The sequence below is a fragment of the Mesorhizobium sp. M1088 genome (assembly GCF_040318575.1).
Taxonomy (GTDB): domain Bacteria; phylum Pseudomonadota; class Alphaproteobacteria; order Rhizobiales; family Rhizobiaceae; genus Mesorhizobium.
In genome coordinates, this window is the sequence record NZ_JAMYMO010000023.1 from 12,345 (window position 1) to 29,746 (window position 17,402).

Sequence of the window (17,402 nt, forward strand, 5' to 3'; positions counted from 1 at the left end):
TTTCCGCTCTATTCGACCAGGCTGAAGCGGCCTGGCCCGCAGGCCCGGCTGGTATTGTCGTGTGCAATGTCGTTGCCCGGCAGCAGGAAACTGGCGCTGGAGGCGCTGTCGGCGAAACTGACCGCGCAGCGGAAGCCGGACACCGTCGAGGTGGTGAAATTCGCCGACGAACCGCGCTCGAGCTGGATGGCGGAGCCGACCGTAAGGCCAGCGGCCATGGGCGCGAGCCCGTCCGAGCGACCCGCCACGACCGCGCCGCGCAGAACTAGCGGATTGGCGGCGGCGATGTCCGTGAAGGCCATCCGCATCAGGCTGTCGGAGGTGAGCACCGCGCCGAAGCGTGCGCGCACAATGCTGGAGCGGGCAGGCGCTTGGGCCGAGATCAGCAGCCGTGCCCGAACGCCTTGGATCGCCAGCATGTCTGCTTCGACCCTGAGCCCGCGCGCATAAAGGTCCGCCAGGCACAGCGACGCGCCCCGCGCGATCGGCGACAGTCCGTCCGCCACGGTGCCGATAGTCACATCGTCGAGCGCGACCGCGCCATTCTGCGCGATCACGGCGACGACCTCGTCGGTCGTTTGAGCGGCTGCCCGCGCCAGATCGATCCGCTCGAGTTCGAGCCGCGGCAATCCATCGGCGACGATGATCACGCCTGTGGCTGACAGGATGCATGACGACGTGCCGGCAGGCACTCGGTTGGCGGTGCCGACGAGCCGCGTGCGGGCAACGCCGGGGGCCGGCGCCATGTGCACGGTCTTGAACGGCAATCCCTTCAGGATTAGCGTCTGCGGCATCTGGACCGATGCGGGCAGTTCGAGCCTGAGATTCGCCCGCCCGGCGCAATCGCCCTCGGCAGAGAATTGCGCCAGCGTCAGCGTGCCGCCATCATTGATGCGGCGAAGGCACGTATCGCCGGCCGAACCCCGACAGTCGAACCCGGTACCCGGCGCCGGAGCGGCTGTCAGCGCGCGATCCGTCTCGCCCATCCAGTCGCCAATGCCGGGGGCGGAGAGGCCGAGCGCCAACGTCAGACGCGGGCAACCCGTAAATGACAGGCTTCGCCCCTCCGCGAAGATCCAATCCAGCCGCGCATTGCCGAGGGAGTCAAGCGAGGTGATGGACAGGCCGGCTGACAGCGGCGTCAGGCCGAGGTCGATACCCGGCTGCGCGAAGGTCGAGTGCTCGCGCTGATAGCCATCGCAATTCGACAGACACAGGTCGACGAAGGGCGCCGAACGAAGCGCCGCCACCGCGTCGGCGCCGAGCAGGGTTACGGCCTCGGCCTCAGCGATGCCGAAGAATGATCGCAGCTTCTTCTCCGCCGCTTCCGCTCCGGCTGCATCGGCAATGATGTCGCGCGTCGCCTTGCCGTCAAGGCGCACAATCGGCAGGTAGGAGGGCTGCGCACCTTCGCCCGGCGGCGCGTAGCGCACGACATAGATCGTGTCGCCAATGCTTTCGGCGCTGAGGAAGGTTTCAAACCGGTGCAGACTCCAGCGCGCCGCACTCGCCACCGCTACATTCGATGTGCCGCCAAGATCGGCGCGCCCGCAATCGAACACGAAGGGTGTCCCGACATCGGGCGGCGCGACGAAGCCCTGCAGTACGCCAGGGAGTTGCAACCGCTCGCGGATAGCGAGCGCTGCCTTGATCTCCGCGCAGGCGGCGGGGACGGCGAAATAACCGCTGCCCGAGACGGCGGGGAGATAGTAGTTGCCCGATGCCTCGACATCGGCCCAGATGGCGGTCGTCGCCGGCCAGTCGATATCGAAGGCCGTGCCGGGGCATGGCAAGCGCGGCTGCGCGCCGAAGCCGTTTTCGGTCTGAAGCTTGGCGAACGTTGCCTCCGAGACGATAGCGGTGTCAGGCAGGTGCAGCAGCCGCTTCGCCTGGCCGGCGCTGGCGCAGCCGGCAAGCTCCACCGCCTTGCCGTCGAAAAGCGCGACATAGACGTCCTTGTTCTGATCGGTGACGAAAGCGTCAAGCTGCGGCTCGGCGGGGGCCACCGAAGTGCTGGCGAGAAACAGGGTGAGCAATGCGGCCGCCTGTCTCATCTCAGTTCGCTCAGGCAGCTTGCCGCACGGGTGGGCTCCATATTGACTTCGGTCATCAACGGATCGAGGCCGGCCGACTGGCACAGCTCCTTGACCGAGATCGAGTGCGGCCCCTGGAAATCGACCTTGAGAGTTCCATTGCTCATCTGCCCGTTCTGGCCGATGCACAGCGGATTGTTGGCGAGCGCCGGCCGACGGCAGGTGCGGATGACGTCGGCCATTGCCCGGCGGTTGGTCAGTTCGCAGAAGTAGATGCGGCAAAGCGCGGCGACTGCGGCGCGGTTCTCGGCGTCGGCATTGATGATGCGCTTGATGTCGGTGATCAGGCCGCTCGCCTTGGCTGCGAATGCTAGGCCTTCGACGCGAGTTTTCTCGCCCGCGATCTCGCCCGACCGTTCGGTGATCTTCGGCATCAGGTTGATGTTTTCCGAGGTTATGAACAGGCCGCCTTTCCAGCGGTCGAACTCGTCGAGGATCGAGGTCGCCCTCAGGATCGCTTCGCGGTAGGCGTTGTAGATCGGCCCCATCTTGGTGTCGCGCGCCGCCTCGTAAACCTGGTTTAGCGCAGCGTATTCCTTGTTCACCGCGTCGGCGCCCGCCTTGATACCGTCGATGCCGGCGCGCGAACTCTGCACCAGACCCTCGGCACGCTTCAGCTTGCGGGAAAACATCGCCGTAATCGGGCTCTCGACGCTGGCGAAGTAGTTTTCGATCACCTTGCCGGCCGCTCCGTCGGCGAAGGCATTGATCTCGGTGTCAGACAGATTGGAGATCAGGCCGCACTGGGCGTCGAAATCGGCGCTCAATGGCCCGGCCTGGCAGGCGCTCATCTCCGCCAGTCTCTGATCGAGCGTCCGGTTCGAAGCGAGCCCGTCGGCATACTCGAACAGCGCATGGTTCCATTCGATTGCATTCAAGTCAGCCTGGCTGTGCCGCCGGTCGCGGCAGAACAGCGTCTGCTCCATCCGGCTCTGGTTCCCCGAAGCGCGGTAGGCGTCGAGGTGACGCGTCGCCTCGGCGCAGGTCGCCAGACCTGAAATCAGCCCGGCAAGCTGCTGGTGGACGGGCGGCAGTCCGCGTGTCTGCGCCTCCCGCATTAGATTGGCGGCGCGTTGGCTGTCTTCGGGACTGCGGGCCGGGCGGTGGAAGACGCAGAGGCCTTGCTCGAAGGTTTTCAGCGTGCCGTCCGGAATGGCCGGCCCCTCGCAGTTTGGAGCGTCGAGAACACGCGATTCGATCCTATAGCCGGCAAGATTGTCGACGAAGAGGTCGCGCGCGGCCGCTCCCGTCGCGCCAAGCGCCATGCCGAGCGCCGCTGTGGCGATGATCGCTCTCATGGCGCGCTCGCGAAGATGAAATAGAGGGTGAACACAGCGCCGTCGAAGGGGCAGTCGCTCGGCTGCAGCGACAGCCGGTATGAGCCGATCAGCGGCGCGCCGAGATAGGGCAGGATCAGGCTGGTGTCGTTCGACGGTCCGGGTGCGCGGGGGAACTTGCGCGCCTGGTAGCGATCCTGAACCCAATAGCGGATGATCCGGCTGATCTCGTCGCCGCTGTCGGCTTGGTTGAAAAAGGTCTGCAAGGCGACCCGCTCCGGCCCGACCGAAATGTCGGCGCGGACCTCGTTCGACCCCTTGGTCAGCGGCTTGAACACGAAGCCGCTGCCGCGGTGTTGCAAGGCGAAGCGGTTCCACTGCGCGCCAGTGCACTGGTAGTCGGTGCCGACGAAGACATCGATCAGTGTCAGATTCTTGCGCTCGCGGAATTTGTTGGGCGCCCATAGCGCGAAATAGCCGTTCGCTTTCATCAGCCCGTCGGTCGATGCGAAGGGCGAAACCTCGAACTCGACATTCTCGTCGAGCGCCAGCTTGCGGGCGAAACCGGAATTGGCGGGCACTACGATCTGGGCGACATCGATATTGATCTGCCGCTCGTCGAAAAAGCGCTTGGCGACAATGTCGTCGATCATTGCCTGCAGCTGGGTTGCGTTGCGCACATAGACCTCGGGCACAGTCGCGGCCTCGCCGGTGAAGGCCTGCACCACTTCAAAGCGGCGGCGCATCAGGTGCATCAGCCGGTTGGCGGTCTCAAGCACGCGCCGCTTGGTCACCAGATATTCGGGAATGCCCTTCATCAGGTCGGCTACGGTGTCCTGGGTCGCGATGAACAGATTCTTGCCCGTCGCCGGATCGTCGATTTGGGTAACGAGCTTGGTCATGTCTTCTTGCTGCTTTGTCACCTCCGCCTGAATATTGCCCTGGAACTTCAGGATGCTGTCCTGGAGCGCGCGGCTCTTGAGACCGAGATCCTTGGCCTGGTTCAGGCCCGCGACGAGTTCCTCGGTGTTGCCGCGCGACTGCGTGATGCGCTGCTCGACGAAGGCGAGTTCGGCATCGTTCAGTGCCAGCATCTTGTCCCTCTGCCTGTCGCGTAGTTCGTTGATCAGGTTGGTCGAGGCATTTGATTTCTCGGCGAGGCCGGTAACGGTCGTCTGCGCAGCGCGAACGCGCTCGATGCGGCCGTTGGTTGCCGCGACCAGTTCGGCAACACGTGCATTGTCCTCGTTGAGCTGAGCTTCCGACAAGGACAGCTTGTCGAGTTCGAGATTGAGGATCGCGATCTCATTGGTCAGCCGGTCGATCGTGCGCTGCTGGTCGGTGATCTGGAAACTGAGCATGTCGTTTTCGCGCGCCTGAAGATCGAGTCCGGCAAGTATTCGTTCATGGTCGGACGTGAGCCGCGCCACCTGTTCGTCGATGCCGAGATCCTGGCTCTGGCAGTCGACCGCCGCCATCGAGCCCTGCAGTGTCAGCTCCTTGATCTCTTCGGCCCCTTGCGCCAGCCGGCCGGCGAGTTGGAAATGCGTGTCGATCAGCGCCCGGGCCTTGAGCGCCTTGTCGAGGTCGAGTTCCTCATTCGCTTGGCGCAGCTGCGTGATCCTCTGCTGCAGGCCGTTGATCTGGTTGATGTTCTCCTGCGTCACCCGCCCGGTCGCGATGATCGTCGACAAGATCGACTGTGCCGCTTCGAGCGACGCCTTGACGACCTTGGAGGTGTCGATCTTGGTCGCCGCGCCGCTGGCGAGCCCGCAGGCGCAGACGTTGACCTCGGGTATCGCCGCGGAGATCGCGTAGGCGGCCTGGATGGCGGTGAGCGTGATCTGCGCGGCCTGCGTCGTGCCGTTGAACGCAGCGAACCAGGCGATCACTTCGGTCAACTGGCCGTCGACCTGGTCGCGGGCTTCCTCAAGGTCCGCCTTTTTCTTGGCATAGGCGTCACGCTCGGCTTCATAGAGCTTCTTGGCGAAGTCGGTTTCCGTCTGTGTGAACGAGCCGCAACTGACGTTCGCCAGTTCCTGCGGCAGCGAGACGTTCGACGTGATCATCTGCTGGTCGGACATCAGCGGCTCGACGTCGGCGAAATCGGCGTCACCGATGACGCACTTCATCAGGAAAGCCCTGGCCTGGGTCTGTGTGGCCAAGAGCTGAGCCCTGAGGCCCGACTGTCCATCAGGGCCGCACATCTGGGCGACATACTGGTTGCGCGTGAAGGCCGGCGTCACTGTCTGGCACGGCTGTTCGCCCGCAAGCAGCGGGGTGAATGGATGGGCCGGCGCCTCTCCGATCAGGGCGAGCTGGTTCTCGATGCCGCAAAGCTGTTCGCGGTCGACGGCCCGGCGGCGCTGATAGAGATCGGTCTGGCGCAGTTGCAGTTCGGTGATTGTGTCGTTGGCGCGGGCGATCGCACCCTGGTTGTTGGTGATCTGGGTTTGGAGGATCTGCCGCTGGCGAACCGCCTGTTCGAGCTGGTTGGCGTTGCGCTCGGTCTGGCGGGCATATTCGGTGATCTGGCTCTCGAGCGAGGAAATCTGCAGATCGAGGTTCATCTGAGTCATTTCCCAATTCAGCAGCCAGCGCAGTTCGTTGCGCCGCTCGACTTCGGCCTCCTTGGAGAGGACGATGAGATCGAGTTCCTGCCTGTCATTGATCTGACGGCGCTGGTTCTCGAACTCGGCGATCTTGGTGCCGAGCTCGATCTCCAGCGACCTGATCTGCTGGCGATAGCCGAACGTGTCCTTCTCGGCGTCGACCGCGTTGATCTCTTGCTGGACGGTGGTGGCGAAGGTCTGCGCCTCGTGCTCCAGCTTGCCGATTTTGTGGGCGATCAGGTTGACTTCCTGGCTGCGGATCGTCCGCTCCTCATCGATCGCGCGGGTCGCTTGGCCTTCCTTGTTCGCGTACCACCGCTCAACCAGCGCCTCGACATTGCGCTCGACCTCGGTCAGTCGCTGTTCGCTTTCGGCCAGGGCCTGCTGCAGTTCTTCGAACGGGATCGTGGTGAACTGCATGGGGTCGATGTTGAGGAACAGGAAACCCTTGTGCACGCTGTCCATGCGGGCATCGAGGTCGCTGTGCTGCAGCAGCAGGTCGGCGCGCAAGTCGTCGTAGGTGGACTCGCCCGGAATATCCATCTGCGTCTCGACCAGCACCCACATTGCGGCCTCGTAATTGGTGTAGGCCTTGGAGAGGTTGGGTTGGCTGTCGAGGCCGGCGCCTCCGACAGCGCCCAACGTATCGTAGACCAGGAAGTCGAGCGCCTTGACGCGCGCCTCCGAGAGGGTCTGGTACCAGACGTCGCCGGTGTTCATAAGCAACTGGATCTTCAGCGAGGACAGCGCCGTCAACTGCCGCACGAAGCTGCGGTAACTCGCATCCGCTCCCGCCGCGGCTCCCTGGTCGTTGCCTTGTTGCCGCGCCAGAATGCGAAGACCCCTGTCGACGATCTCGATGCCTTGCCGGCCGAATTCCTGCGCCGCCTGCGGCGAAACCGGCGTATCGTTTCGGCTGACACCGCTCGCCGACGACAGGAAGGGCATGTCGGCCGCGAGGAACAGGCGGTAGCGCCCGAGTTGCAGATGGCAGTCGAAATCGCACACGATCGCCAGCCGTCCGGTCGCCTCGTCGCCGCAGGTCGTCAGGAACTGTTCGAGTTCGGTGGCGACTTCACCCATATATTTTACGTCGGCGCGGAAATTAGCGATCTTCAGCAGGGTCGTCAGCTCGCCGGCATGGCCGGCCGCCGCGTCGACGTCGAGCGCCATGCAGTCCTGCGCGCGCGCCATTCCCGCAGCGCCGAAGACGACGCCGGCAACCAGTCCGCAAAGCAGGAAAAACCGTCTCATGGCTGCCCCGTCGTCAGAAGAACCTCGGAAATCTGGCGCACGTGCCGGGCAAGTTCGGCCATCTGCGCCTTGGAAAGCGAAGGATTCTGGAACCGCCCGACCACCGCCCGGGCATGATTGATGCAGTCTTCGTAGGGCCCATTGATCTTCGCAGTCAGCGCGCCGGTGTCCAGCGTGAGGTCGAGCGTCGAATACGCGCCGGCCAGTCCTGCGCAGGAAGAAAGCTCTGACGTGATCGTCGGATCGTCGACGACATGCGCGAGGCCGGACAGAGCCGTCATCACCCCTTCGATTTGTCCGACGATCTGTAACATCCTTGCCTTACCGTCCTCGAACTCCTTCAGCGAATCCGGCTGGTTGAGGCTGGAGAGATCGACGGCCTGCAGCGTGGCGATCGTCTCGGCTGCTTTCAGCTGGTCCTCCTTGACAAGCACCATGTTGGCCTGAGCGTTGCCGAGTACTCGCTCCAACTCCATCACCTCGGCCGACTTGATCGTCACGTCCATCTCGTTGACCAGCGACTGATATTGGGTCGAAGCGGCGTTCATCAGGTTGAGCGTGTCGTCGACCTTCGTCCTGACCGCCTTGACGATCTGTTCGCGCACCCGCGTCTCGATGAGGCCGGTCGTCTCGGCCCGCCCACGCACTGGCTTGGCCGAACAGACCAGCTTTGCCAGCGCGTCCGAGCCGAGCCGTGCACGCACCGCCCCAACGATCGGGAATAGCGGGCGCCAGGCAGCAGGCAGCGCATCCGCGCTTGCGCCCGACAAAGGTCCAGCATCGATCTCGTTCATACGCGTCAGATGCCGGCATTTCTCCTGCAAGTCGGCCCCGGAAAAGTAAAGCCGCCCGGTGATCAGGTAAGCCTCGATCGCGGCTGCGTATTGTCGCCCGACGAGGGCGGCGAGTTCTTCAGCGTTATCGGTCGAGACCGGGGCGAAGAAGCGGTAGCGGCTGAGATAGATCTCCGCCCAGGCGAGGCGGCGCATCAGCACCGAGGCGTCGTCGGCCGAAAGCGGGATGACCGGAAAGCCGACGCTGCGGCTGCCGCCCGAGGGGGCAGATGCCTCGCCGATCACCTCGCCGGCGAAGGGCAGGCCGAAATCGGGCTGCGTCGCCTCGTGACTCGGTTCGACGGCGACGGGGCCGGGGGCGAGCAAGCTGAACCGGGTCGTTTCGGGCGTCGCGTTCGAGAGCGTGGCGTTCCAGAAGCCGTCAAGTTTTTCCGATGTGTAAGCGCGCTCCAGAATCGATGCGCCGCCGGCTTCGCTGGCCAACACGCAACTGACGATGACGAATAACACGGTGTCTCGGAAGCTTGTCATCGGCAGTACCACACCCTGTCGGCTGCGCCTGCCTGGGCGCAGATGCCGGTCGCAGCGCCGTGCGCCTTCCAGTCCGCCTTAATCTTGGTGAGATCATTGAATGCGCCCTGTGCCGCGTTGTCGGCATGAACCTCGGCATCCAGTCGCCAGAAGGGCTTTGCCGGATCGGTCGGGAGCAGCACCCCGATCATATTGATGTGGAAGGCGGAGACTTTGAGAAAGTCCTCAGCGCTAGCGACGGTCTTGCGATTAAGATTGGCGTATTGCTCAGGCGTTACGTTGCCGAGCGCCCGCTTGAACTCTTCCTCCGAAACTTCGACGGAGCGCAGCATCTGCGTCGTCTTCGCTGCCAACCCGTCGAGGATTGAGGTGTTGGCGACCAGCGTCGCGCCCGCACCGCTCACCGGTCCGAAGATCTCCGCGAAAATGGCGCGGATCGCCTTCAAGTGCGTGTCGGCCGACTTAATCTCGACGCGGCGCAGCGCGATGCCCGTTTCGAGGTCTGACGCCCGACTGACGAAGCCACTCAGCGCGCCTTGCAGCGTTTCGAACGAGGAACGGGCTTCCGGCGGCGGCTGCAGGAACACCGAGCGCGCATAGCGTACGGCCTCACTGCGGGCGATGTCCTCGACGGCGGCGCGTGTGAGTGCCGATTCCGGGCAACCGGTTACGCTGCCGAGGTCGGTCAGCATCTGCGCGGCATGATAGATTTGATCCATCTGTCGCACCGTGCCGAAGGAGCCGCTGGTGGTGAACTCGGTCTCGACGCCGGACAGATAGTCGGTCAGGTATTCGCGCGCGAACTTCACCATCTCGCACTGCACGCCGGCGGCACGTTCGCGAATGTGGCGGCCGTAGAATGAGGCGCCGACGAAGTATTTCTGGTCGGGCGTCGGTTCGAACCGCTCGACGAAGAGCGACTGGATAACGGTATCGTATTCACCGCACGCATAGGTGCGTTCAAGGCATGCGGGGTCGGTCTGCAGGTCGCACTGCGATAGCGCGGGGCCGCAGATTTGCTGGGCTGCAGCGGGGTCAATTCCTTCGCCGTGCACAAGAAACGCCGCGACGATGATCGCTCGATTGAAGATGTACCTCTTCAACATAACGACCAAAGGAAAATGCACAAAAGCCTCCCCCACCGTCGAAGCGGCGGCCTCATTGCTCTTTACTGGCAATATGCTAGCAGGCTACTTTTGGTATTTGTTCGCTACAGCGGAAATTGGCCGCCGAAGGCGTGGCCAATTCAAATTCAGCTTCGCTTTAAAATGCACTGCTAAAGTAAGATAGAACGGTTTGTCTGTCGATACACGTGGCTTTTTGCATTCCGTTACGGAAATGCGTGCCTAAGTGTTGATGCAGTTAACGCATCGTAAAGAGTTGTCTTTTCCGCTCTCTTGGCCCCGTCCAAGCATCGTTCGGCGCCCACGGTTCGAATGCGGGAGGTCACGATCTGGCCTTGGGCCCTAACCTCAACCAATCTGCGCGGGCTGCCAGGCAGCTAGTCCAAGCCTGTGGCGGGCGCCCCAAAAACGCACCATACGCCTGCCTTCTTGGACGCTTCAAGCGGACGCACCAGAGTGGTGGGGGCACTGAAGGCAACGACCGCAAAGGACCCTGCCAGGCCCGGCCATTCAGTGCGGGTCCAGTATTCGGTTTCGCTACGTGCGAGCGGCGGCAGCTTGTATTGCGCGAACGCCTCGCGCTGACTTGGCCAGTCTGCCGAATCGAGGCTCGTCAGTTCCGCCATCGTCGGAAGCTCCCAGCCCATGTCGCCGTGCGGCCCGCCTTGCCCGAGCGTGGCGCAGTACCCCATCGCATCGCTCAGCGTTGCGGGTTGATCAAGCCTGTCTAGCCGGGCAACAAGGCAAGTGCGTTGGTCGACGAAAGCTTTGCCGTCATGTTCAGCGAGCAACCAGAAATTTTGATCACTCAGCGGCTGGCGGGCTTGCTTGTGCACGATACCGCAAGGTGCAGCTTGGGATTGTGACGTTGATATGGTTGCAAAAAAGGCAAGCCCTATGCTGAAAGTCGCAAGAGTGGCGATCCGATGCATGCCTTCCTCCTCCTTGGCCGCGCGTTCGACATGGCAATCGGAAGCGTACTTGAACCGGCGAATAATTGAAAGTTCCTGCACTTGCCGGGTTGCCTTGTAAATGATCGAAGCATTGGTCCACCAAGCGAATGCGTGCAGTAATCCTCGAGCCGAACACCGATCGCTTTAACCTTTCATCGAGCAACCGGGAGTATTAGCTTGTGCTCATATGCGCCGAACGATCAATTCTGGTCTGGAAGTAATCCTCGGTCGTTTCTGCGCCGTCGAGCCAGAGAACAAGCTCTAAGAGCCTGACTCGAAATTCGGTTACGCACGACGCGGAGCTGCCATGCGGCGAAGCATGAGGCCGATCGAGGCGATGAAGATCCACGCCTCGGCGCTGGCGATGGTCGCCTCGAAGTCTTTGGCGAGCCGGCGACAACGTCCCAGCCAGGCGAAGGTTCGCTCGACGACCCATCGTCGTGGCAGCATCTCAAAGCCCTTGGCCGCGTCGGAGCGCTTGATGATTTCGATGGTCCATGTGCCGAGATTGGCCAGAGCCTGCGACAGTTTTTCTCCGGCATAGCCGCCGTCGGCGAACAGATGGCGCAACCAGGGATAAGGCCGTCGAATGGAGGCGATGACGCCGACTGCCCCATCCCTGTCCTGGAAGTCGGCTGCGTGCACCCTCAGCCCGACCAAGTGTCCCTCGCTGTCGGTAATGATATGGCCCTTGCGGTCTTTGACCTTCTTGCCGGCGTCGTTACCGCGCAAACCGGCAACGTCCGTGGTCTTTGCCGATTGGCTGTCGATGACACCGGCGCTCGGGCTCGCCTCGCGACCAGCGCAGGCGTGCCGCAGCCACCAAGTGCAAGTTGATGGTCTCCACAGCCCGTTGTCCCGCCAGGCATAGAACTAGCGTTGAACCGTCGAAACCGGCGGGAACCGGTCCGGCAATGCCCGCCATTGCCAGCCGGGCCAGGCGATGTAGAGAAGCGCGTCCACGACCGCCCGAAGTTCTGTCGTCCGCGGTCGTCCCGTTGTCTTCGTTCCCGACAGGAACGGCTCGATCAACGCCCATTCCCTGTCCGTCAACGCGTTTGCATCTCGCTGCCCCGCGCGGCAATATCGCCGGCGGTCTCCGTCCAACCCATGTCGTGATCCCGTTCAAGTCTAGACAACTCAAACGAATCACAACGGACGGGGCCACTCAACCGCTTCCATCCCCCTCGGTATTCGTCTCCACAGTCGATCTCGGCCAGCAGTGTGCGTTGCCGAATTGGAGGTCTTTCGACCGCGCATGCTTGGTTGAATTCGAGCCTTGCCGCCGGAGGAAAAGGTTCTTGCCCGTGCCGTAACCAAAGGTTGCAGATGATAATCACTTTGAACAGCCCGGTGGGACGGCATCGCTGTCAAAACCGGACATCGGACCCTTTCCTTAGGCGCAATAACTTTGAAACAAATCCTGCCGGCAAGCGTTCCAGCATAGCGGGCGGGTTGCCGGAGGACCCAATGCCCGACGATGATATCGTCCTTCCCCAAGACCACGACGCTTCGCCACTTCGGGAGGAGGAGTATTATGTCGTCTGCCCGGCGTGCGGCCAGGCGTTCGATATCAGGTGTATGGCAGAGGCGCTTCATCACAACGAGCTGGGCCACGAGCCCTACGACCTCGACTCGTAGTCGGCAATTACCGACGGTCGTCGACGAACGTCAACCCTGATCGAGACCAACACCGAGTTCTCGCTCATCTGGCCGGCGTTGCCGTCCGGTCGGCCTACAACGAATCCCGGTCGCCAGGGCGGAGCTTCGCCGGCACGCTATGTCGTGACAGACACCTTGCGGGCTTTCAGCGACGACTTGATTGCCGTTGCGGGCGTTGTCGGTGCGGTCGTGGCCGCCACTGACCGGCATGGCCGTCAGTGGCCGGGTTCTTAACCCAGGGGGCTTGCTCCACCGCAACATGTCGCCCAGTTGCCTCGCGACGCTCCGAAGCAGGCCTTTGCCGGCATCGCGGCCGGGACAATCATGTGATCTCCATAATGCGCACCAACCGGAGCCTATCGCGATTGAAATTGCTGATCGGCGAACAGGCGCTCGTTGCAGAGAAAGGTTACGATCGATCGCGATGCCCGCGTGCCTTCACGCGAAGGCACATGCTACGCGTCTTGGACGGGCGGGCCGCCTGTTGCCGAGAGCGGACGGCAGGTGAAGCGCGCTTGCGATGGCCCGAATCTGACTTGCTTCACCAGTAACCCGGAAGACGCCAGGGACGCGCTGCGCTGGACGCGTGCCCTAGCCGTCGAGCTCCCATCTATCGGACGGCGCCGCACCCTTGGGCTGTTCAAAGGCGCTTGCATCTTCCCTGCGCCGACGCTGGCAGTGTATCCGGAGCGTCAACCCGCTGAAGTCCGGTTGCGCTTTCTCAGCCGAGTAATCGCCGAATTGTCGACAGTGATCACCCCGCCGCAGTCAATCCGCACAGTGAGTTTGTTCACCCCGCGATCGACGCGGGTGACGTCCCCAACAAGAACCACTCTGTCGCCGGCCCGGACTTTCGGTGGCGGATCAATCGTATAAGGATGGTCATACGAAGGAATGCTCACCCTGGCGCGCCCACTGGGGAGAATCGCGATCACGATACCTGCCAGCGCCACCTCATCGCCGACCTCAAATTCGCGAGGCATGTTAACGTGCAGCATGGTCTTCCTCCCGATGCCTTCCTAATTCACGCTTTGCTAAATTAATGCCCGGCCAGCCAGGTTGGTTGCTTGCAATCGACTTCGTACGGTTCCGCACAATTCCAAGCTGGTATGCACTCCCAGTTGGCCTCGGATCGGCCTTGAGCGTCAAAATTCTGCAGAAACGGTTTGACGTTCAGGATGACCTTGGCGCGCCCGCCACACGGTAGCGGAGCGGCGGACTTCATCGCAGTCCGGCGATGGCATAAACGCTGAGCGTGAAGCGGACATGAATCTTTCGCGTTCAGGTACATCGTTCTGGCAAATTCGAGCAACGCCACGCCGGAAGCAGGAATCGTGTGCTGCTCCCAAGCTCCCTCGGAAGGCAAGTTGACCACCCGCCCACCGTTAGTCTAAGTCCCGCCGGTGCGTTCCAAACGTCATAGAAGCCGGTCGATGGCTTTACTGCCACGCGGGTTATTGGAGCCGGATCATCGATGCTGGTGTCGTGCGCCTACGCGCACGTCAAGTCGGTTTCATGCATGGGACCTTCAAGGCCAGCGACGTCATCATCGAGCAATGTTCAGCCAAGCCGTATGTTGTTCGCAATCGTTGCACATGGAAGGCTCCGATCGGGGTGACATCTCAACACTAGGGCAACCGGACAGACGGTGGAAAACGGCCCCAGCTTCAAAAGCTAGAACAATGCCATAAGCCTTGTGCCCTTCTTCGCGCCAGGCTTCGAGCTATTTGGCGAGCTATCCTGAGTTCGGCCAGCGTCGGTTGCCACCAGCCTCGCTGCCGTTCCGGTAATCCGGCAGCACGCCGAGCGGGCCATGTTCTAATCAATTCAGCCAACGTCGCCGGACGCCATCGGCCCCAGATGTGGTCGACGTTCGCCTCGATCAAATGCGGATAGAACGCTGCTATCTGCGAGGTGTCGACGAGTTCACCCGAAATCTCGGTGAAGACCACGATACCGTATTGCTCCGTTGCCACGGCACGGCCAAGCCGGGGTAAATCGTCTGGGGGCAGTGGATAGCGACGTCGCCTGCGTTCGGCATACCGCAATCTGGCGGCTTTATATTCCTCGGAATCTTTGGACGCTTCTCGTCGCCGTTTCCTCTCCTCCGGTTCTGCGCGGCCTGCGGCCCTTTCGATGCTTGGCCAATGGCGCTTCAACTCCTCGTACGAGCGGAAAGGCACCCTCCAGGCCCGCAGTTCGTCGTCCCAGCTCGCCCATGGAACGGCTCGCAGTTCCTCAAGAACCGTCCGCGAATAAGGCGTGCGAATGCGCAGGTCGTCCGCGACTTCCAGATACCGGCTCGACAGGGGATCGAAGGCGAAGGCATCCCGTCCCTTGCTGTCATCATGTGCTGCTCGCAAATCCGCCTCTTGCGCAAGCCAGCGCTGGATCCGCCGCTCTGCAGTCTTTCCTGGCACGAACCAGGTTCTGCGCTCGTCACTCCACCTGGCGCGCGGGAATGTCTGTCGAAACCGCTCAACCGCCGCACGATCGTACGGAAAGCGCGCTTCGGCACCAGGAGCTGTCTGCGGTGCAGCAGGGGCGTCGGATTTTTCCATCAGATTGCGAAGCACAGCATGCGCGCAAACAACGCGGTGCAGCTCATTTGGGTCCAAGAACATCAGAACGCCTGGTTAGACCTGCAAGAGGAAGCCGACGAGGCGATCGGTGAAGGCGCTCCCGCCTCACATATGGCGCTACGGTTGACCAGGATCCGCGCAACCTCCAACGTGAGAACTTCACGTTTGTGCTCCGATTGGCACCGGGTCCTGACAGCATCGTGCTTTCGGTTGTTCTGTGGTTCCTCGACCGACAACAGGACGGCGAGCCCGCGTCGCCGGAGGATAAGAACGACGCGGGCCGATCGGAGATATCCGATCTGGCAGCAAAAATATGAGGGAAAGAGTTTGCTGCCTGGGCAGAACTTTTCCTGCGCGCCGGTGTTCCATCGCGTGAGGAAAAAAGCCCGCCGCACAGGTTGATGCGGCGGGTCGATCAAACGCTGTTGCACCGAGCGGGGGGTCGGACATGCCCGGTGCGCGCGGACCACGCGAACTTTAGATGCACCAGCTGCGATTCGTCCACCAACCGACGGTTGGAGTTTCATTCCGAGAACTGTCTCACAGTGCGAAGCGGGCAAGTAGTTTATCGGGAACCCAGCCTTGGCACAGCACGTTGCTCAGTCGCTGACCTTCGCAAAGGAAGCATACAATGGCGAAAGACATATCTCGCGAGGAAGAGCAACGCGGCACCGAAAAAGTTTTCTTCTGGGGCGCTGTAATCGCCCTTGTCCTGTTTGTGTCTTTGGTTACCATCGCCCTCGTCGGAAGGGCCTGATCTGTTCGACAGTAGGATTGGATCGGCGGGTGCGAGGTCTCGGTGGGTTTTGGGGCGAATGCGGGCTGTTGTACCCTATGAGCCGCTCCCATCCGCCGTTTGTCGTCTCGATCGCCGGTCGAGCCACAATGCACTGAATTCAGAAGATTCATCGCGGGTCACCTGCAGCAAACTGTCCCAATCCAATCCGATCGGCTGTCCTTTGCTAGAGACTAAAAGCCACGGGCGGACGCTACAGGCCTAACTTTTCCCGGAGTGCACCAATGCGTTTAGAAGCTTCCGCCTTGCTAAGGCCGTCGGCATAGGCCTCAGGGTCGTCGGCCTGTTCGGCCAGAGTTTTCAGATATGAGGCTTGTGCGGGAGTCATTGGGTCATCTCCGCTGACCCAATCTTCCGGGTCTTTTCCGACATTTGCCGATGCCTCGATTTTTGGGTTGTGCCGGTCGCCCATGGTCAATCTCCCTTGATTGATCAGCACAATGAGAAACGATCATGATTTGTTCCGCCACATTTGGTAGGCTTTCTCAGGCCGTTTGCAGGGCTGCTCGTCACCGACCTGGTCAGTGTGTGGGATCGGTCGGAGTAACGTCGACGCTGGCCGGGACCCGGACAACACGTCGACTGCGGCTGGATGGTGGTTCCCGCGCCGGACTGGCAGCCATATCCTGCTCTGGTCGCCAACGGCGCTGACAGAGCCTCCGGTCTCAACATATCAATTCTTTGCGGGAAGGGAGAGACTCGGCGTCCCTCACTCAACGGTCGCAACCAGCAGGGGTTGCCCTTCGCGAATCGAGACCCCCCGCCCAGCATTAGCGATGGCCTGCCGCTTTAGGTAGTTTGTCTCATCCCATCGGCGGACTTCGATATTGGCGCGGATCATGGAGATGCCTGCTCGCCGATCAGGCGGGCATATTCCGCCTCCGGCTGGCCATATGAGCTGTTTGCCAAGGTGATGAGACCAGTTCGATCACGGAGGATGACCTCGCCACGATTTGACCTGATCAGGCCGCGGCCTTCCAGCATTTGAAGTGCCACGGTGACGCCCGGCCGTCGTACACCCAACATGACCGACAGGAATTCATGGGTAATCGGCAGCCGGTCGCCTTCTATGCGGTCGTTGCACATGACCAGCCATCTTGCCAGCCGTTCTTCCAGTTTCAAACGCGCATTTGGCGAGGGCGGTATAGCTTGCCTGGATCCACGCGTAGTGCACGTACCGCAGCAGAAAAAGCCGCAGCGTCGGGCTGTCGGAAAGCGCCTTTGTGAATGGCTCGGCGTCCATGCTGGCAACCTCGGCATCCGCTTGAATGTAGCAGTCGTGCGGCGATCGATCGCCGCCCATGATCAGCGCCGAGCCGGTCATGCCCTCGAAACCAATGACTATAACTTCGGAGTCGACCTCCGGCCGGAGTTTCGCCACCATCGAGCCGATCCCCGTCTCAAAGAAGTAGACGGCCTCGATAGCGGCGTTTGCGGTTTCGAGCTGCGTCCTCAATGGCAGAAAGCTACTGTGAAGGTGAGGCCTGAGCAATTGAAGGTCGGCCGGAGACATGCGCCGCAGCAGTTCGTTTCTGTATACAGGCTCTGGGCTAGGAATTGGCTGTGGCGCCCGATCGCGGTCTTCTGAGTTTGCGACGCCAATTTTGGAGGTGTTGGGGCTGCTCATGGCTCCCTCCCGAATTGGGGCGGAAGCACGATGCTCGCTCACAGCCGGCGATGCCCTTAATGTTTATCACCGATCAAAGCAGAGTACGGCTTTCAAA

General features: G+C 61.8%; 13 protein-coding genes and 1 pseudogene. 2 read left to right on the forward strand and 12 right to left on the reverse strand.

Going from position 1 to position 17,402, the window contains the following annotated elements:
• Nucleotides 1-8 precede the first annotated feature (8 nt).
• From NKH49_RS22495 to NKH49_RS22525, 7 genes and pseudogenes are all read right to left on the reverse strand, one after another.
• On the reverse strand, nucleotides 9-2,054 hold the full coding sequence (locus NKH49_RS22495; RefSeq protein ID WP_352612577.1) for a hypothetical protein: 2,046 nt from the start codon (nucleotides 2,052-2,054) through the stop codon (nucleotides 9-11).
• Nucleotides 2,051-3,391, reverse strand: coding sequence for a hypothetical protein (locus NKH49_RS22500; protein ID WP_352502901.1), 1,341 nt, complete (start codon nucleotides 3,389-3,391; stop codon nucleotides 2,051-2,053). Before NKH49_RS22500 ends, NKH49_RS22495 begins: the two co-directional genes overlap by 4 nt.
• A complete protein-coding gene (locus NKH49_RS22505) occupies nucleotides 3,388-7,236 on the reverse strand; it encodes a coiled-coil domain-containing protein (RefSeq protein ID WP_352871002.1) in 3,849 nt (1,282 codons plus the stop codon). Before NKH49_RS22505 ends, NKH49_RS22500 begins: the two co-directional genes overlap by 4 nt.
• On the reverse strand, nucleotides 7,233-8,561 hold the full coding sequence (locus NKH49_RS22510) for a hypothetical protein (protein ID WP_352927927.1): 1,329 nt from the start codon (nucleotides 8,559-8,561) through the stop codon (nucleotides 7,233-7,235). Before NKH49_RS22510 ends, NKH49_RS22505 begins: the two co-directional genes overlap by 4 nt.
• Entirely contained in the window at nucleotides 8,558-9,688 is a 1,131-nt protein-coding gene (locus NKH49_RS22515; RefSeq protein WP_352502898.1) for a hypothetical protein, read from the reverse strand. The genes NKH49_RS22510 and NKH49_RS22515 overlap by 4 nt, the downstream gene beginning before the upstream one ends.
• Before the next feature lie 374 nt (nucleotides 9,689-10,062).
• The gene (locus NKH49_RS22520) at nucleotides 10,063-10,698 is read right to left on the reverse strand and encodes an Lcl C-terminal domain-containing protein (protein ID WP_352927930.1); all 636 of its coding nucleotides are present in this window, start codon (nucleotides 10,696-10,698) and stop codon (nucleotides 10,063-10,065) included.
• Between the two features lie 225 nt (nucleotides 10,699-10,923).
• Nucleotides 10,924-11,745 (reverse strand): annotated as a pseudogene (locus NKH49_RS22525) (IS5 family transposase).
• 363 nt (nucleotides 11,746-12,108) lie between these two features.
• On the opposite strand from NKH49_RS22525, the gene NKH49_RS22530 reads away from it, so the two are divergent.
• Complete coding sequence (locus NKH49_RS22530) at nucleotides 12,109-12,279, forward strand: hypothetical protein (protein ID WP_352612588.1); 171 nt, start codon at nucleotides 12,109-12,111, stop codon at nucleotides 12,277-12,279.
• Nucleotides 12,280-12,992: 713 nt separating this feature from the next.
• On the opposite strand, the gene NKH49_RS22535 is transcribed toward NKH49_RS22530, so the two are convergent.
• Nucleotides 12,993-13,298, reverse strand: a complete 306-nt coding sequence (locus NKH49_RS22535; protein ID WP_352612590.1) for a hypothetical protein — start codon at nucleotides 13,296-13,298, stop codon at nucleotides 12,993-12,995.
• A gap of 669 nt (nucleotides 13,299-13,967) precedes the next feature.
• Nucleotides 13,968-14,861, reverse strand: a complete 894-nt coding sequence (locus NKH49_RS22540) for a hypothetical protein (protein ID WP_352685419.1) — start codon at nucleotides 14,859-14,861, stop codon at nucleotides 13,968-13,970.
• A 652-nt stretch (nucleotides 14,862-15,513) separates the two neighbouring features.
• On the opposite strand from NKH49_RS22540, the gene NKH49_RS22545 reads away from it, so the two are divergent.
• The gene (locus tag NKH49_RS22545; protein ID WP_352927935.1) at nucleotides 15,514-15,639 is read left to right on the forward strand and encodes a hypothetical protein; all 126 of its coding nucleotides are present in this window, start codon (nucleotides 15,514-15,516) and stop codon (nucleotides 15,637-15,639) included.
• 232 nt (nucleotides 15,640-15,871) lie between these two features.
• Here NKH49_RS22545 and NKH49_RS22550 read toward each other — a convergent pair whose 3' ends face one another.
• The 3 genes from NKH49_RS22550 to NKH49_RS22560 all read right to left on the reverse strand — a co-directional run bounded on the left by NKH49_RS22550 (nucleotide 15,872) and on the right by NKH49_RS22560 (nucleotide 17,305).
• Nucleotides 15,872-16,090, reverse strand: a complete 219-nt coding sequence (locus NKH49_RS22550) for a DUF3072 domain-containing protein (RefSeq protein WP_352502879.1) — start codon at nucleotides 16,088-16,090, stop codon at nucleotides 15,872-15,874.
• 425 nt (nucleotides 16,091-16,515) lie between these two features.
• Entirely contained in the window at nucleotides 16,516-16,764 is a 249-nt protein-coding gene (locus NKH49_RS22555) for a helix-turn-helix domain-containing protein (protein ID WP_352927938.1), read from the reverse strand.
• Entirely contained in the window at nucleotides 16,718-17,305 is a 588-nt protein-coding gene (locus NKH49_RS22560) for a cyclic nucleotide-binding domain-containing protein (protein WP_352927941.1), read from the reverse strand. Before NKH49_RS22560 ends, NKH49_RS22555 begins: the two co-directional genes overlap by 47 nt.
• Nucleotides 17,306-17,402: the final 97 nt, after the last annotated feature.

What these genes read in the sequence shown, in the direction of transcription:
- NKH49_RS22505 (WP_352871002.1), bottom strand. Translation starts at nt 7,236, where the DNA reads ATGAGACGGTTTTTCCTGCTTTGCGGACTGGTTGCCGGCGTCGTCTTC.
- NKH49_RS22560 (WP_352927941.1), bottom strand. Translation starts at nt 17,305, where the DNA reads ATGAGCAGCCCCAACACCTCCAAAATTGGCGTCGCAAACTCAGAAGAC.
- NKH49_RS22510 (WP_352927927.1), bottom strand. Translation starts at nt 8,561, where the DNA reads ATGACAAGCTTCCGAGACACCGTGTTATTCGTCATCGTCAGTTGCGTG.
- NKH49_RS22545 (WP_352927935.1), top strand. Translation starts at nt 15,514, where the DNA reads ATGGCGAAAGACATATCTCGCGAGGAAGAGCAACGCGGCACCGAAAAA.
- NKH49_RS22555 (WP_352927938.1), bottom strand. Translation starts at nt 16,764, where the DNA reads ATGTGCAACGACCGCATAGAAGGCGACCGGCTGCCGATTACCCATGAA.
- NKH49_RS22535 (WP_352612590.1), bottom strand. Translation starts at nt 13,298, where the DNA reads ATGCTGCACGTTAACATGCCTCGCGAATTTGAGGTCGGCGATGAGGTG.
- NKH49_RS22500 (WP_352502901.1), bottom strand. Translation starts at nt 3,391, where the DNA reads ATGAGAGCGATCATCGCCACAGCGGCGCTCGGCATGGCGCTTGGCGCG.
- NKH49_RS22530 (WP_352612588.1), top strand. Translation starts at nt 12,109, where the DNA reads ATGCCCGACGATGATATCGTCCTTCCCCAAGACCACGACGCTTCGCCA.
- NKH49_RS22550 (WP_352502879.1), bottom strand. Translation starts at nt 16,090, where the DNA reads ATGGGCGACCGGCACAACCCAAAAATCGAGGCATCGGCAAATGTCGGA.
- NKH49_RS22540 (WP_352685419.1), bottom strand. Translation starts at nt 14,861, where the DNA reads ATGGAAAAATCCGACGCCCCTGCTGCACCGCAGACAGCTCCTGGTGCC.
- NKH49_RS22495 (WP_352612577.1), bottom strand. Translation starts at nt 2,054, where the DNA reads ATGAGACAGGCGGCCGCATTGCTCACCCTGTTTCTCGCCAGCACTTCG.